Raw genomic sequence first — 15,580 nt, forward strand, 5'->3', positions numbered from 1 at the left:
GTTTGTTGTGATTTAACCTGGGGGACGAATCGGTTATCATGTATTTATGAACTCACTACAACTCGAACGCCGCCGCGGCCTGGAACGACTCCCCCGGGTCCAGCGAGAGCGGCTCTCTCACATTGACTTTAAGCTTTACTTTCTGGGGGAACTGCGGCGGGCTGATGTGGTGGAGCGGTTTGAGACAGGGCCAGCGGGCGCCACTCGCGACATCGCCCTGTACAGGGATATCGCGCCGGAGAACCTGGAACTCGACCCGGGGACGAAGACCTATAGGCCCGCGGCCGATTTCACCCCGCTCTTCGAGCACCAGCCGCAACGTGTCCTGACTGCGCTTTCAAAGGGGTTTGGGGAGGGAATCGGAGACCAACTGCAGCCGATGGTGCGGTGTGAGTTCCCGAACGCCCTCAGCCTGCCAAGAATGTCGGTTCTGGCGCCGATTACGCGTGCCATTCATCGCGGCAAAGCTGTCCGCTTGGGCTACACGTCGATTGAAAGCGGAAAGACGGAGCGTGAACTTGTCCCCTTGGCGTTGGTTGATACTGGTATTCGGTGGCACGTTCGCGCCTTCGACCGCAAGAGTCAGCAATTCCGGGATTTCGTGTTCACGCGAATGGAAAGCCCGACGCTGCTGGAGGATAGTCCTGTGGCGCGGGAGGAGACGGTCGAGCACGACGTTCAGTGGAGTCGAATAATCGAACTTGAGTTGGTGCCACATCCCAAGCACCCTAGGCCCGAGGTCGTGAAACTGGACTACGACATGCCCGGTGGGGTCTTGACGGTTAAGGTCCGAGCGGCAACCGCAGGGTACATGTTGCGGCGGTGGAACGTAGACTGTTCGCCCGACCATAGCCTCGTCGGACCAGAGTACGCATTGTGGCTTGCTGACCCACTTGCGCTGTACGGCGCAAGCAGTGCGGCGTTGGCTCCCGGATATCGGGACCCGAGACCCGATGGGACGCACCGGATTGTGAAGGCGTTGTAGGGCGCCGCGGCTTTGTCCTAGTCACCGCTCCTGCTACCCAGCGGCCTCGTCGGGCACAAGTTGAGGGCAGACTCATCGCGGACCAAACAAAAGAACCGCGGCGGCCGACGGTGGGAGCGGTGCAAGGGCTGCAGCATCCTCCTCGGCGCCTGATGGGCTAGTCGCCGAGTTTTCTCGGCTTGCTTGAGACCCGGTGAGCGTCTGTGGGCGTCGGACGTCAATGTACTGTCCACGCTTCCTGAGCGGCGAAGAGGCGTCGCTGCCAGCTCCTGACGGCGACCTCGCTCCAGTAGACGTACTTGCCGACCCTCACCGGGGGCGGGAAGGTGCCGGCCTTGACCATGTTCTCGAGTGTTCGTGCCGAAATGCTCAGGCGCGCGCACAGGCTCGCCTTGTCGAGAAGTTCGGCGAGTTGGCCGGGAGCGACGGGGATGGTGGTGACGTTGGAGGGAACGGTGGTGGTTCTGCTCATGGAAGCGTCCTGAGTGGAGTGGGCATGCCCCCGTATAGGCGAGCCGAGGGGGCATGCGCGCACTGGAACGCAACCAAACGAAAAAAATGTGCGTTCCATACTCGCCGGGCAGGCGATGCGGTAGGGCGGGCGGAGGGGGTGATGCGGGCGACGTGTTGTTCGCGACCGTGCACCGTGTCATACTCCGCCCCGCTGTTCAGGTCTGTCGTTTTTCTGGCGGGGCTGACAGGAATCGGTTGCGCTCGACTGCGGTCGAGTGCGGCTAAGTGCTTGTTTTTTTGGGTGTCTGCGTTAGTCTGCGCGGCTCATTGGGGATATTTACCCGTTGAAAATCCGCGTGTCGGCGGTTCGATTCCGTCCCTGGCCACCAGTTCAAGAAAACGGGCCGGCTTTTGCCGGCCCGTTTTCGTTTACGTTGCAGTATCGGCAACAGAAAGGTCTGATTTTGCGCAATCTTGCGGCGTTTTTCGCGGTGCTATAATCCGCAGAATTAAGCTTCCTTTTTGCGATCGCGCATGCAACTTTATGCTCTTGGATTGAATCATCACACCGCTCCGCTCAGCATACGGGAGCGGGTGGCGTTTCAGCCCGAGCGGCTGGACGATGCCCTGCACAACCTGACGCATGCGCGCACGGTGCGTGAGGCCGCGATCCTGTCGACCTGCAACCGCACCGAGCTGTACTTCGCCACCGAGCAGCCGCAGCACGCGGCCGACTGGCTGGCGAACTTCCACCAGCTGTCGCTGAAGGAAGTCTCGCCCTATCTCTACACCTATCCGCAGCGCGACGCGATTCGCCACGTGTTCCGTGTGGCCAGCGGGCTCGATTCCATGGTGCTGGGCGAGCCGCAGATCCTCGGTCAGGTCAAGGACGCGGCCCGGCGGGCGGAAGAGGCGGGGACCATGGGGACCCTGCTGCACAAGCTGTTCCAGAACACCTTCGCGGTCGCCAAGGAGGTGCGCTCGACGACAGCAATCGGCGCGAACATCGTCTCGATGGCGGCGGCGGCGGTGCACCTGTCCGAACGCATTTTCGAGCGCATCGCGGACCAGCGCGTGCTGTTCATCGGCGCCGGCGAGATGATCGAGCTGTGCGCCGCGCATTTCGCGGGGGCGAGCCCTAGGGAAATGGTCGTTGCCAACCGCACCGAGGCGCGTGCGCAAGTGGTCGCGAGCCGCTTCGGGGCGCAGGTGATGCGGCTGGATGCGATCGGCGATGTGCTGGCGCAGTTCGATATCGTCATCTCCTGTACGGCCAGCCCGCTGCCGATTGTCGGTCTGGGCATGGTCGAGCGTGCGATCAAGGCGCGCCGTCACAAGCCGATGGTGATGGTCGACCTCGCCGTGCCGCGTGACATCGAAGCAGAGGTCGGCGCGCTGGACGACATCTTCCTGTATACCGTCGATGACCTTGCGCAAGTCGTCGATGCCGGCCTCGAGTCGCGCCAGCAGGCGGTGATCGAGGCCGAGGAGATCATCAATACGCGCGTCGATGGTTTCCTGCACTGGATGCAGGCGCGCGACGCGGTGCCGACAATCAAGGCGCTGCGCCAGCATGCCGAGATGCTGCGTACCGTGGAGCTCGAGCGTGCGAGCAAGTTGCTGGCGAAGGGCGAGGACCCGCAGAAGGTACTCGATGCGCTCAGCCACGGCCTGATCAACAAGCTGATGCACGGGCCGACCCGATTCCTCAACCAGTCCGAGGGCGAGCAGCAGGCCGACGCCTCGCGGCTGGTGCAACAGCTCTTCAATCTCAATTCGCACGACTAGCCGGGCGCGCGCCCGCTGTGGGCGTGCTGCCGGCCTCCGTGCCCCCTTTCCGGTTTCCGATGAAGCAGAGCATCCGCGAAAAGCTCGATTTCCTGAGCAGTCGACTGGCCGAACTGGATCGCGAGCTCTCCTCCGAGGATGCCGCGCGCGACATGGACGCCTTCCGCACGCTCGGCCGCGAGCGCGCCGAGATCGAGCCGGTGGTGGCCTTGTACGAGGCGTGGCGCAGGACCGAGAGTGACGCTGCAAGTGCGCGCGAAATGCTCGCCGATGCGGAGATGCGCGAGCTCGTGGAAATGGAGCTGGCGACTTGCGCGGAGCGGATCGCGGCGCTGGAGGACGAGTTGCAGCGCGCGCTGTTGCCGCGCGACCCCGATGACGAGCGCAATCTGTTTCTGGAAGTCCGTGCCGGGACCGGTGGCGACGAGGCGGCGCTGTTCGCCGGCGACCTGCTGCGCATGTACACGCGCTACGCCGAACGCCAGCGCTGGAAGGTCGAGATCGTGTCGGCGAGCGAATCGGACCTCGGCGGTTACAAGGAAGTCATCGCGCGCGTGATCGGCGCCGGCGCGTATTCGAAATTGAAGTTCGAGTCGGGCGGGCACCGCGTCCAGCGGGTGCCGGCGACGGAGACGCAGGGGCGCATCCACACGTCCGCCTGCACCGTTGCGGTGATGCCCGAGGCCGACGAGCTCGAGGCCGTAAACATCAATCCGGCGGACTTACGCATCGATACCTTCCGTGCAAGCGGCGCGGGCGGTCAGCACATCAACAAGACCGATTCGGCGGTGCGCATCACCCACCTGCCCACGGGTATCGTTGTCGAATGCCAGGACGACCGCTCGCAGCACCGCAACAAGGCGCAGGCGATGTCGGTGCTGGCTGCGCGCATTCACGACATACAGCTCCGCGAGCAGCAGGCGAGGGAGGCTGCGACGCGCAAGAGTCTCGTGGGCAGCGGCGACCGTTCGGAGCGCATCCGCACCTACAATTTTCCCCAGGGCCGTGTCACCGACCACCGCATCAACCTCACGCTGTACAAGCTGGACGCGGTGATGGAGGGGGAACTCGACGAGTTGGTTGGTGCGCTCACGGCGGAACATCAGGCCGCACAGCTCGCGGCGCTCGCCGGTGAGTGATATGAGCGTGACCTCGCGATCATCTAGTCCGCACGGGTGGAGGCGCTGATGGATACGCCCGACACGGTGCCCGATATCGCCGCCGCATTGAACTGGGCGCGTGCCCGCATTGCCGTCGTCGATGCGCGGGTGCTGCTCCGCCATGTCCTGCAATGTTCGGCGGCACGCCTTGCCGCATATCCGGAGGCTCGGCTTGACGAGGGCGAGTGGGCGGAATTTCGCAGCCTGGTGGAGCGGCGCGAGGCGGGAGAGCCGGTGGCCTACTTGATCGGCGAGCGCGAGTTCTACGGGCGCTCCTTCATGGTCGGCCCGGCGGTCCTGATTCCGCGACCGGACACCGAGCTGCTCATCGAGCTGGCCCTGGCGCACTTCGGCGACAGGCCGCGCACCCGGGTTCTCGACCTGGGTACGGGCAGCGGCGCGCTGGCCGTGACCCTTGCGCTTGAACTGCCTGACGCCGACGTGACCGCGGTGGATCGTTCGCGCGAGGCCTTGCTGGTCGCGATGGCCAACGCCGCCCGCCTAAAGGCGAGCGTGTCCTTCGTCCTCGGCGACTGGTTTTCGCAACTGGGGGGTGATCGCTATCAGCTGATCGTCGCCAATCCCCCTTACGTCGCTGCGGGCGACCCGCATCTGCGCGAGGGCGACGTGCGCTTCGAGCCGGGAACGGCGCTGGCTGCAGGGCCCCAGGGGCTGGACGACCTCGCGGCGATTACGGCGGAGGCGCCGCGCCACCTGGAGCCGGGGGGCTGGCTCTTCATGGAGCATGGTTACGACCAGGCGGCGGCGGTGCGCGGTTTGCTCACGGATGCGGGGTTCTCGTCGATCACGTCGTGGAAGGACCTCGGCGGCATCGAGCGCGTGTCGGGCGGCCAGTGGCTGGGGCGTGAGGAGTCACGCTGAAGGCATTGTCGTTGCAGTGCCTATTGACGGCTGCGATGGCAATCCCTAGAATTTCCCGAGTTAATTACTCAACTTTTGGAACGGCAACATGGACATCCAGAACGTCATCCGCGAGCAGGTCACCAGCAACCCGGTCGTGCTCTATATGAAGGGCACACCCCAGTTCCCGATGTGCGGCTTCTCGGCGACCGCCGTGCAGATCCTCAAGAACCTGGGCGTTACCAGCGTGTTCTCGGTGAACGTGCTGGAGAACGAGGATATTCGCAGTGGCATCAAGGAATTCGCCAATTGGCCGACGATTCCGCAGCTCTACATCAAGGGCGAGTTCGTCGGCGGCTGCGACATCATGCGCGAGATGTACGAGAACGGCGAGTTGAAGACGATGCTCGCCGAAGCCGGCGTCAAGTAATTCGCTTCGGCTGGCACGGCACCCGTCCGTGCCGGGATGGCGATCAGGCCCGCCCGTCAGCGGCGGGCTCGTCTTTTTTGAGGCGCACGATCGATTTGTGCGCGAGGTGCCGCAGCAGGAGATACGGCGGCATCCGCAGCCAATGGGCGCGCACGTAGATCGCGAAGCGGGCAAGCGCCGCCGCCGCGCTTTCGGCAGCCTCGTTCTCGGGGCGCATGGCGGTTGTGTACAGCATCGTCAGCAGCCGCGAGGCCGGCCCGCCCGCGGCGTTGAGCAAATCCTCGAGTACCGGCGGCGGAATCGGGCTGTCGAGCAGATGCCTGGCAAGGTGGAGGCCGAATGCGACCGGCGCGACGACATCGAGCGTCCGTGAGGCCTCGACCACCCGCGGCCAGAAATCCGCTTCGCTGGCTCCCGCGCGCAGCAACCCATCGATATCGAAGAGATCGCGCAGGCCGTTGTGAAGTTCGCCTTCGTGCAGGAGGTGAACGATGCTGTGGATGAGCAGATGCTCGGGGCGGGGGATGCGCACCGCAGGCAGGCCGGGTAGCGTGGACGCCTCGCGGATGATCGTGCCCGCATCGGGGCTGTGCCGCGAGGTGAGCGGCAGGATGGTGTGATGGACGTCGAGCACGGTGCCGCGCCGCACGTTCACCATCGGCGGCAACTCGTGCATCCAGGTTCGGTAGTAGCGTTGGTCGTAGGGTGAGGTCTTGGCCGACGCCCAGCCCGCCACCATCAGGCGCAACTCGACATCGCCGAGCGCGTCGTGCGGCACCAGGATGTCGATGTCGCCGAATAGGCGGCCGCGCCCGACGGGATGGTCGGACACCGCGTAGGCGGCCCCTTTCAGCAGCACCAGCGGGATGCCCAGGCGGCACAGGGCACGCTGCAGCCCGTGCACTTCCCAGCGCACCGACAGTGCCTGTCGCCGGCTGAGCTGGCGGACTGCGTCGAGATGTCGTGCGGCTTCGGGCGGGATGGCGACGTCCGCCGCGGCGAGGCGCTCGGCGAGCAGGCCCGCAAGGTTCGCTGCGCGCGCATTCGCGACGAGTTCGGACCAAGCGGCCAGATCCAGCGCGGCAGCCTGCGTCGGCGTCTTGAGGGTCGCAACCAGACGTTTGCAGGCGGACGATTGCATCGCGTTAACGTCCGGTGATGCTACGCACCATCGCCAGGGCGGTGTCGGTCGAATCGTAGGCAATGTCGAAGCACCGCGCCTTGTCCAGCATCTCGCACAGCGCGTGAAAGCCAGTCTCGCCCATGCGATCGCGATTGAAGGATTGCTCCGCAATGCGCGCGAAGGCCTCTGCGCGGCCGATTTCCTCGCTGCGGGGGGCGGATCCGGGCACGAAGCGGGGGAAGATCACCCAGCGGCATCGCGCCTGTCGTGCGGCCGCGCTGTGCGATGTGGCAGGTGGCGCCGCATGGCTGATCGTGCCCTTGCGGGTGTCCGTGTAGCGACGTCCGAGCCTGGTGCCCGGAAAGCGCGAAACGATGTCGATCGATTCGTTCTTGAGGCTGATCGGGCGGGGGTTGGGTTGCAGGGTGCCGCATTCGGGGGCAAGGATCGCCAGTTCGTCTGAAAGGAGCCGCCACTGGTCGATGAAGGTCAGCGCTGCGCAGAGCGTACTCTTCCCTGCTCCGGGCGCCCCGGGCATGACGAGTGCGTCATCGTCGCGGGCGACGACTGCGGCATGCATGACGAGATAGCCGAGCGGGCGGGATGCGAGGCACCAGTTCAGCCCCCACTCGAACAGCGGGGCGGCCTGCGTGGCCGGGAGGGGGAGGAAGGGTTCGGCGTGGTCAAGGAAGAAGCGTGCCTGCGGCCGGAGCCAGCGGCGCCATCCCGTACCGTGGGTGATGTGGATGTCGAAGTCGATGAAATGCCTCGCCTTCCCTGAGCCGTGTAGTGCGTCCGGGTAGAAGGTCTCGAGATGGCGGCGCACCGTGGCGAACGGCGAGCGCACACGCACCGTGACCGGGGCAAGATGAAGGGTGACGTCGATCAATCCGGTAGCCAGCTCGCAGCGCGGAACGAGTTGTGCTCAAGTGTGCGCGAGAATCGAGAGCTCCACCAGTTCATCGATCACGCGCCGGATCGTCGCTTCGGCTATTTCACCGCCTTCGAACGCGGACGCCCGTGAGCCGACGTGGCGGACGAGCGTGGATGCCTCGGTGGGCCCCGCGTCGGTCGTGTGTCTGACGATTTCCCGCGCGAGCGGTGTGAGCACCCAGTAGTCGCCTGACGTGCTGTCGAACAGCACGCTTGCGCCTTCGTCATTCCACTGAGGCGAGAACACCAACGACCGCCCGCTAAGAATGTTCAACGTCATGTCATCCTGCTGGCTGATTTCGAGGCGGTTCGTCAATCAGGCCTTCTTCTTGCAGACATACAGCAGCGGCGACTCGGTCCCCGAGTAGGTGGTCTTGATGTAGCTGATCACCTCCGCGGCGGTGAGTCCCATGGTGCCCGTGCATGCCAGGCTGGACGGGCAATAGGTGCCGCCGCGGCGCAGGCTTTGCCACATTTCCTGGATGTGCCAAGTTTTGATCGGGTAGTCCGGGAGCAGATTCGTGTTGATCCAAGCAGCGATCAGGTGGCGCATCAGCTCGCAGTCGGACAGGGTCGCGTAATTCTGCGGGAATGCGAGAAACTCCCAGATCCCCGTGGAATTGGGAACGTCCGAATCCGGTAGAACGGCGGAAACAAGGGTTCCCACGCTGTCCATGACACTTTTCGGGTTCTTCGAGATGTCCTGGCCGGTCGTGTACGCACTCGCGTCGACGTCGAGCAGCGTCACACTCCGCTTGAATGTCGGAGCGCTGACCTGGCCCCAGTTCGATACATTGATCTGCAGCTTCCAGTCGGTAGGCGACAGCCCCGCGGAACACACCGTCTCGCCTGCGTGGTGGCTCAGATTGCCGCTGACCATCGCCGAGGGGCTCAGGCAGCTGATCTGGCCGAGCGCGGACCTGGCCTGAACGGTTAGCAGGACACCGACGCCGCCAGCTGTCGCCCCGATGAAGCGCCGACGAGAACCGGCAGACCGGGACGCCGACGTTCCTTCGGGCAGCTCGTTACATCCGGTATCGCACGGGTCCGGGGGTATCCCCATTTTCTTGGTTCCTGATGGCGATTTCTACGCTCGTGTCTTCTCACGTTCATTCGAGCACGATTCGTGCCGAATTGGCATCTGCTCCATCGTGCTGAAATATAAAGGCTTATGGAGCGCGTGAATGCCGGATTCCAGTCGAGTGTAAAAAAATCCGACGTTTGCTTCGCGGGCCGGATGCAATGACATCCACCCTTGTGAAGCTAGCCGAGCGCCTTGCATGCTTCAAGCACAAGGGCTAAGACGTCGTGACCTTCGTCATGCCGGCCTCGCACATGGGCGATGGCTGAGTTACGCCGCTTCGAGGTCGCGGCGCCCGGCTTGGACGCCGAGGGGGCTGATGAGGAAGCAGGAAGGTCGTGAGAAAGGTGGTAAGCCATCGCGATCCATGCATCCTCGGCGTCGAGGTGTGGGCCGGATGTGCATGGCGGTGGGTGCCCCAGCAAGCGTGGACTCGCGCTTGGTCAGGGATTCGGATTCACGCGCGTTGAACGGAGGTTGTGGCGCCCGCACCGGTCAGGCGCCACATCTGGTGCTGTTCCGCCGGCCGTCAATCCAGTGCGCTACGCGCCCGCGCAATGGCAGCGCGGACCTGCTCGGGGGCCGTGCCGCCGATGTGCTTGCGCGAGGCGAGCGAGCCTTCGACGGTGAGCACGGCGAAGACGTCGTCGTTGACCCGTTCGGCCGCACCCGGCACGTGCGCCATTGCCGCGCGCAGCTCGTCGAGCGAGAATTGCGGCAGGTCGCAGCCCTTCACGTCGGCCGCCCGCACGGCGAGCGCGACCGCTTCGTGCGCGTCGCGGAAGGGCAGGCCGTTCTTGACCAGGTAGTCCGCCAGATCGGTCGCGGTCGCGTAGCCCTGCTTGAGTGCATCGCGCATCGCGTCGGTCTTCACGCGGATGCCGGTGATCATGTCGGCGTAGATGCGCAGCGTGTCGATCACCGTGTCGGCGGTGTCGAACAGCGGCTCCTTGTCTTCCTGGTTGTCCTTGTTGTACGCGAGCGGCTGGCCCTTCATCAGGGTCAGCAGCGCGATCAGGCTGCCGTTGACGCGCCCGGTCTTGCCGCGCACGAGCTCGGGGACGTCCGGGTTCTTCTTCTGCGGCATGATGGAGCTGCCGGTGCAGAAGCGGTCGGCGAGGTCGATGAAGCCCACGCGCGGGCTCATCCACAGGATCAGTTCCTCGGAGAAGCGCGACAGGTGGGTCATCAGCAGCGCCGAGGCGGCGCAGAACTCGATCGCGAAGTCGCGGTCGCTGACGGCGTCGAGCGAGTTGTAGCAGACCTCGTCGAAGCCGAGCTCCTGCGCGACGAACTCGCGGTCTATGGGGTAGCTGGTGCCGGCGAGCGCGGCGCTGCCCAGCGGCAGGCGGTTCACGCGCTTGCGGCAGTCGGCGAAGCGCTCGGCGTCGCGGCGGCTCATCTCGTAGTAGGCCATCAGGTGGTGGCCGAAGGTCACCGGCTGGGCGACCTGCAGGTGCGTGAAGCCGGGCATCGGCGTCGCCGCGTTGGCTTCGGCGACGTCGAGCAGGTTCTTCTGGAAGTCGCCGATCAGCGCGAGGATCTGGTCGATCGCGTCGCGCAGCCACAGGCGGATGTCGGTCGCGACCTGGTCGTTGCGGCTGCGGCCGGTGTGCAGGCGCTTGCCGGCGTCGCCGACGAGCGCGGTGAGGCGCTTTTCGATGTTGAGATGCACGTCCTCGTCGTCGAGGTTCCAGCCGAACTCGCCACGCTCGATCTCGCCGAGGATCTGCGTCATGCCGCGCTCGATGTCGGCGAGATCCTGCGCGCCGATGATGCCCTGGCGCGCGAGCATCTTCGCGTGCGCGAGCGAGCCGCGGATGTCCTGGCGCGCCATGCGCTGGTCGAAGAACACCGAGGCGGTGTAGCGTTTCACGAGATCCGAGACGGGTTCGGTGAAGCGGCCCGACCAGGCCTTGGCCGGCTGCGAGGAAGTGGTGTCTGTCATAATGTCCGTCATTGGTATGGCGCGGCCGGTGGCGGCCGTCGCGGGGCGGGGTGCCGGTTGTTGCAGGCGCCGCGCAAACAGGCCGAAATTATAAAGCAAAAGGCCTGCGTGCCTTGGGGGCCGGCGGGCCGGCCCGGCGTGCATCGCAGGGGGAGGTGTTCGATGGAGTCGGCACAGCTGCTGCGGGTGGTGATCGTCGATGACGAGGCGCCCGCGCGCGCGCGCCTGCGCGACCTGCTCGGCGACATTGCGTCGGAGCAGCCGACCGCCGTCGTCGGCGTCGCGGCCAACGGCGTCGGGGCCCTGCGCCTGCTGGAGAGCGAGCCCGCCGACGTCGTGCTGGCCGACATCCGCATGCCGGTGATGGATGGCGTCGAGCTGGCGCGCCATCTCGGCCGGCTGGAGAAGCCCCCCGCGGTGATCTTCACAACAGCCTACGACGAATATGCGGTGCAGGCCTTCGAGCTTTCGGCGGTCGACTACCTGCTGAAGCCGGTGCGGGCGCAGCGTCTCGCCGACGCGCTGGCGAAGGTGCGGCGCCGCCCGCCGCTGCCGGATGCCGCGCTTGCGGCGCTGGCGCCCGGCGCGCGGCAGCATTTCAGCGTGAACGAGCGTGGTCGCATCCTGCTGGTGCCGGTCGCGGACGTGCTGTTCCTGCGGGCCGAGCTCAAATACGTGACCGCGCGGACGGCCGAGCGCGAATACCTGCTCGACGAATCGCTGGTGCAACTCGAGCAGGAGTTCCCCGGCCGCTTCCTGCGCATCCACCGCAACTGCCTCGTCGCACGCGCTGCCGTGGTCGGCGTCGAGCGGGCGGGCGAGCAGGACGGCGAACCGCACTGGGACATCCTGCTCGCCGGGCTGCCCGCAGGCCTGCCGGTCAGCCGCCGGCAGTGGCCGGCGGTGAAGCAGGCGCTGGGGATCTGAATGCCGTTTTCCGCGTCAGCCGCTGTTCCTGAGGCCGGCCGCGACGCCGTTGATCGAGATGTGGATGCCCAGCCGCACGCGCGCGTCGTCGTGGCCGTCGCGGTGGCGGCGCAGCAGCTCGACCTGCACGTGGTTGAGCGGGTCGAGGTAGGGGAAGCGGTTGCGGATCGAGCGCTTGAGCAGCGGGTTGTCGTCCAGGAGTTCTTTCTGGCCGGTGATGGCGAGCAGCGCGTCGACGGTGTCCTGCCATTCGGCGCGGATGCGACCGAAGATCGCGTCGCGCAGCGCCGGATCCTTCACGAGTCCGGCATAGCGCGAGGCGATCGCGAGGTCGGACTTGGCGAGCACCATGTCCATGTTCGACAGCAGCGTTGCGAAGAACGACCACTCCTTGTACATCGCCTGCAGCCGTGCGAGGCCGTCGTCCGGATGGGCGGCGCGCCATGCCTTCACCGCCGCGCCGAAGCCGAACCAGCCGGGCAGCATCAGCCGGCATTGCGACCAGCTGAACACCCACGGGATCGCGCGCAGATCTTCGATACGCGTGCCCTTCTTGCGCGAGGCGGGGCGCGAGCCGATGTTGAGCTCGGCGATCTCGGAGATCACCGTCGACTCCCAGAAATAGCGCTCGAATCCCTCGGTTTCATAGACGAGGCCGCGATAGGAGGCGAAGGCCGTGTCCGAGAGCGCCTGCATGGTGTCGAGGAATTCGGCGCGCGGCGCCGGCGCGCGATCCGTGAGCAGGCTCGCCTCCAGCGTCGCGGCGACCAGCACTTCGAGGTTGCGCCGGCCCACCTCGGGGTTGTTGTACTTGGCGGCGATGACCTCGCCCTGCTCGGTGAGGCGGATGCGGCCCTGCACGGCGCCGCCCGGCTGCGCGAGGATGGCCTGGTAGCTCGGGCCGCCGCCGCGACCGACCGAGCCGCCGCGGCCGTGGAAGAGGCGCAGGTGCACGTCGTGCTTGGCGAATACCTCGACGAGCCCGATCTCGGCCTTGTACAGCGACCAGCCGGAGGTGAGGAAGCCGCCGTCCTTGTTGCTGTCGGAGTAGCCCAGCATGATCTCCTGCATGCGGTCGCGTGATTCCAGCAGGCTCATGTAGGCCGGCAGCGCGAACAGGCGATCCATGACGGTCGGGGCGTTGGCGAGGTCTTCGATGGTCTCGAACAGCGGGATGATGTTCACGTCGAGCGCCTGCTCGTGCGGGCGCAGCAGGCCCGCCTCCTTCAGCAGCAGGGCGAGTTCGAGCATGTCCGAGACGTCGTCGGTCTTCGAAATGATGCAGTTGGTGATCGCTTCCTTGCCGAAGCGCAGGTGTGCGCGGCGGGCGGCGCGGAAGATCGCCAGCTCGCCCTCGGTCTCGTCGGAGTAGTGCACGTGAGGCGAGGCGAGCGGCCGCGGTGTGGCGAGTTCGGTGAGCAGCACCTCGCAGCGATCGGTCTCGTCTAGAGCGCGATAATCGACGTCGGGCTGGGCGGTCGCCAGCAGTTCGGCGACGACGCGCTCGTGTACGTCCGAGTTCTGGCGCAGGTCAATCGGTGCGAGGTGGAAGCCGAACACCCGCAGCGCGCGGCGCAACAGGCGCAGGCGGCCGCGCGCCAGCGCGGCCGAGCCGTTGGCGACGAGCGAGCGGTGGAGGATATCGAGGTCCTCGGACAGTTCGTACGCGTTCAGGTAGGGCTCGGCGTCTGCGACGGCGTGGCGCGGCGGTTCGCTGCCGAGCAGGGCGCGATGGGTCGCGGCAAGGCGTGCGTAGATGCCGGAGATCGCGCGCCGATAGGGCTCGTCCTTGCGATGCGGGGACTGGTCGGGCGAGCGGTCAGCGAGCCCGAGGAGCGCGTCCGAGGCGCTCACGAGTCCGGCGGCGAGTGACAGGCGCGCGCCGAGCGTGTGCAACTCGTCGAGGTAGAAGCCGAGCACGGCGCCGGCCTGCATCGCGAGCGCGCGTTCGAGGACCTCGGCGGTGACGAAGGGATTGCCGTCACGGTCGCCGCCGATCCAGCTGCCGACGCGCAGAAAGGCGGGCAGTTCGAGCGCGCCCAGCGCCGGGTCGCGCTTCGCGAGCTGGTCCTCGAGACTGGCGTAGAGGCGCGGCACCTCGCGCAGGAAGGTCGCGTCGAAATACGACAGGCCGTTGGCCACCTCATCGACCACCGACAGCTTGGCCGGGCGCAGCATGCGCGTCTGCCACAGGATGAGCACGGCGCGGCGCATGGCTTCGTCGCTGTGTTCGCGCTCCTCGGGCGTGAGCACCATGCGGTCGCGCCGGTCGAGCAGGCGGGCGATGTCGGTCTCGCAGTTGAGGATGCTCTTCCGCTGCACTTCGGTCGGGTGGGCCGTGAGCACCGGCGAGATCGATGCGGTGTCGAAGAACGCGGCGAGTTCGGAGGCCTCGTGGTCGCTCGCGAAGGCACGGGCGAGTGCGTGCGCGAGGCTGCCTTCGCGCGGCGCGGAGCCGGCGATGAGGTGGGCACGGCTGCGGCGGATGTGGTGCTGGTCCTCGGCGATGTTCGCGAGGTGCGAGAAATAGCTGAACGCGCGCGCGACCTGGATCGTCTGTTCGCGCGACAGCGCATCCAGGATGCCTTCGAGCTCCTGGCGTGCGGCGCGGTCGTCGTCGCGGCGGAAGCGCACCGAAGTCTGGCGGATGCGTTCGATGAGGCCGAACACGGCCTCGCCCTGCTGGTCGCGCACGGTGTCGCCGAGCATGCGGCCGAGCAGTCGGATGTCTTCGCGCAGTGGTGCGTCCTTGTCCTGGGTCATGATGTTTCCGTGGCAGTGTTGGGGTTCGGGGGCGAGAGGTGTGCTCGGACGTCCATGCTAGAATGCCGATTTGCTACGGCGCCATTGGCGCGAACCCTGATGTTGCGGTGCGGTATGTGCTGCGCCCGTCAGGATCCTAAATCATCTGCCGACGAGTCCGTTTACCGTGAGCGCAATTTCCGCCGAATTCAACCCGCCCGAACGCATCGTAATCGCCACCCGCGAAAGCCGGCTCGCACTGTGGCAGGCCGAGCACGTGAAGGCCCGCCTCGAGGCGCTGTACCCCGGTTGCCGGGTCGAGCTGCTGGGCATGACGACCCGCGGCGACCAGATCCTCGATCGCCCGCTGGCAAAGGTCGGCGGAAAGGGCTTGTTCGTGAAGGAACTCGAGGCGGCGTTGCTCGAAGGTCGCGCGGACATCGCCGTGCATTCGATGAAGGATGTGCCGATGCAGCTCGCCGAGCCCTTCGCGCTGCCCTGCATTTCGGAGCGCGAGGTTCCCCTCGACGCCTTCGTGTCGCCGCGCTACGCGAGCCTCGACGAGCTCCCGCCGGGGGCGGTCGTCGGCACGTCCTCGCTGCGGCGCGAATCGCAGCTGCACGCGATGTATCCCATGCTTGCCGTGACCAGCCTGCGCGGCAATCTCGACACCCGCCTGCGCAAGCTCGACGAGGGTCAGTACGATGCGATCATCCTCGCCGCGGCCGGCCTCAAGCGTCTGGGCCTGGCCGATCGCATCCGCTGCGAGCTGCCGTCCACAGTGTCGCTGCCGGCCGCCGGGCAGGGCGCGCTGGGCATCGAATGCCTCGCCAGCCGCAAGGATGTCGCCGCCTGGCTTGCGCCGCTCAACGACGCCGACACCTCCGCATGCGTGCGCGCGGAGCGCGCCGTGTCGCGCGCGCTCGCCGGCAGCTGCGAGGTGCCGCTGGGGGCGTATGCTGAAATCCGCGCCGGCAAGCTGTGGCTCCGCGGCTTTGTCGCGCTGCCCGACGGCAGCCGCATCGTGCGCGCCGAGCTCGAGGGCAATCCGGCGGACTGCGAGACGCTGGGTCTTGCGCTGGCGGCCGATCTGCGTGAGCAGGGAGCCGAGGACATCCTCGCCCAGATCGGCTGAGGCCGGCCGCGACG

14 protein-coding genes are annotated in these 15,580 nt (G+C 66.3%); 7 read left to right on the plus strand and 7 right to left on the minus strand.

Annotation, left to right across the window (positions count from 1 at the left end):
- Nucleotides 1-46 precede the first annotated feature (46 nt).
- Nucleotides 47-985: a WYL domain-containing protein gene (locus tag ToN1_RS16690; RefSeq protein ID WP_169204442.1), complete on the plus strand. Its 939-nt coding sequence runs from the start codon at nucleotides 47-49 to the stop codon at nucleotides 983-985.
- A 217-nt stretch (nucleotides 986-1,202) separates the two neighbouring features.
- On the opposite strand, the gene ToN1_RS16695 is transcribed toward ToN1_RS16690, so the two are convergent.
- Nucleotides 1,203-1,457 carry a helix-turn-helix transcriptional regulator gene (locus ToN1_RS16695; RefSeq protein ID WP_169204443.1) on the minus strand — a complete coding sequence of 85 codons (255 nt, stop codon included), beginning with the start codon at nucleotides 1,455-1,457 and terminating at the stop codon, nucleotides 1,203-1,205.
- A 515-nt stretch (nucleotides 1,458-1,972) separates the two neighbouring features.
- Here ToN1_RS16695 and hemA point away from each other — a divergent pair.
- The 4 genes from hemA to grxD all read left to right on the plus strand — a co-directional run bounded on the left by hemA (nucleotide 1,973) and on the right by grxD (nucleotide 5,677).
- Nucleotides 1,973-3,226, plus strand: a complete 1,254-nt coding sequence (gene hemA, locus ToN1_RS16700; protein WP_169204444.1) for a glutamyl-tRNA reductase — start codon at nucleotides 1,973-1,975, stop codon at nucleotides 3,224-3,226.
- Between the two features lie 59 nt (nucleotides 3,227-3,285).
- The gene (gene prfA, locus ToN1_RS16705) at nucleotides 3,286-4,365 is read left to right on the plus strand and encodes a peptide chain release factor 1 (RefSeq protein WP_169204445.1); all 1,080 of its coding nucleotides are present in this window, start codon (nucleotides 3,286-3,288) and stop codon (nucleotides 4,363-4,365) included.
- Nucleotides 4,366-4,413: 48 nt separating this feature from the next.
- Nucleotides 4,414-5,268 carry a peptide chain release factor N(5)-glutamine methyltransferase gene (prmC, locus tag ToN1_RS16710; protein ID WP_169204446.1) on the plus strand — a complete coding sequence of 285 codons (855 nt, stop codon included), beginning with the start codon at nucleotides 4,414-4,416 and terminating at the stop codon, nucleotides 5,266-5,268.
- A gap of 88 nt (nucleotides 5,269-5,356) precedes the next feature.
- Nucleotides 5,357-5,677, plus strand: coding sequence for a Grx4 family monothiol glutaredoxin (gene grxD, locus ToN1_RS16715; protein WP_169204447.1), 321 nt, complete (start codon nucleotides 5,357-5,359; stop codon nucleotides 5,675-5,677).
- A gap of 43 nt (nucleotides 5,678-5,720) precedes the next feature.
- On the opposite strand, the gene ToN1_RS16720 is transcribed toward grxD, so the two are convergent.
- The 5 genes from ToN1_RS16720 to argH form a co-directional block, all read right to left on the minus strand.
- The gene (locus tag ToN1_RS16720; protein ID WP_169204448.1) at nucleotides 5,721-6,818 is read right to left on the minus strand and encodes a nucleotidyltransferase domain-containing protein; all 1,098 of its coding nucleotides are present in this window, start codon (nucleotides 6,816-6,818) and stop codon (nucleotides 5,721-5,723) included.
- Nucleotides 6,819-6,822: 4 nt separating this feature from the next.
- Nucleotides 6,823-7,689: an HprK-related kinase A gene (locus ToN1_RS16725; protein WP_169204449.1), complete on the minus strand. Its 867-nt coding sequence runs from the start codon at nucleotides 7,687-7,689 to the stop codon at nucleotides 6,823-6,825.
- A 36-nt stretch (nucleotides 7,690-7,725) separates the two neighbouring features.
- Nucleotides 7,726-8,049 carry an HPr-rel-A system PqqD family peptide chaperone gene (locus tag ToN1_RS16730; protein ID WP_169204450.1) on the minus strand — a complete coding sequence of 108 codons (324 nt, stop codon included), beginning with the start codon at nucleotides 8,047-8,049 and terminating at the stop codon, nucleotides 7,726-7,728.
- Nucleotides 8,050-8,613, minus strand: a complete 564-nt coding sequence (locus tag ToN1_RS16735; RefSeq protein ID WP_169204451.1) for a hypothetical protein — start codon at nucleotides 8,611-8,613, stop codon at nucleotides 8,050-8,052.
- Between the two features lie 730 nt (nucleotides 8,614-9,343).
- Nucleotides 9,344-10,762 (minus strand): argininosuccinate lyase, encoded by a 1,419-nt coding sequence (gene argH, locus ToN1_RS16740; protein ID WP_169204452.1) that lies wholly within the window; start codon nucleotides 10,760-10,762, stop codon nucleotides 9,344-9,346.
- Nucleotides 10,763-10,924: 162 nt separating this feature from the next.
- On the opposite strand from argH, the gene ToN1_RS16745 reads away from it, so the two are divergent.
- Nucleotides 10,925-11,689: a LytR/AlgR family response regulator transcription factor gene (locus ToN1_RS16745; RefSeq protein WP_169204453.1), complete on the plus strand. Its 765-nt coding sequence runs from the start codon at nucleotides 10,925-10,927 to the stop codon at nucleotides 11,687-11,689.
- Nucleotides 11,690-11,704: 15 nt separating this feature from the next.
- Here ToN1_RS16745 and ppc read toward each other — a convergent pair whose 3' ends face one another.
- The gene (ppc, locus tag ToN1_RS16750; RefSeq protein WP_169204454.1) at nucleotides 11,705-14,452 is read right to left on the minus strand and encodes a phosphoenolpyruvate carboxylase; all 2,748 of its coding nucleotides are present in this window, start codon (nucleotides 14,450-14,452) and stop codon (nucleotides 11,705-11,707) included.
- A gap of 166 nt (nucleotides 14,453-14,618) precedes the next feature.
- Between ppc and hemC the strand changes: the two genes are divergently transcribed.
- On the plus strand, nucleotides 14,619-15,566 hold the full coding sequence (gene hemC / locus ToN1_RS16755; RefSeq protein ID WP_210147841.1) for a hydroxymethylbilane synthase: 948 nt from the start codon (nucleotides 14,619-14,621) through the stop codon (nucleotides 15,564-15,566).
- The last annotated feature ends 14 nt before the right edge of the window (nucleotides 15,567-15,580 follow it).

Origin of the sequence: Aromatoleum petrolei (assembly GCF_017894385.1) — a bacterium.
Classification (GTDB): Bacteria; Pseudomonadota; Gammaproteobacteria; order Burkholderiales; family Rhodocyclaceae; genus Aromatoleum; species Aromatoleum petrolei.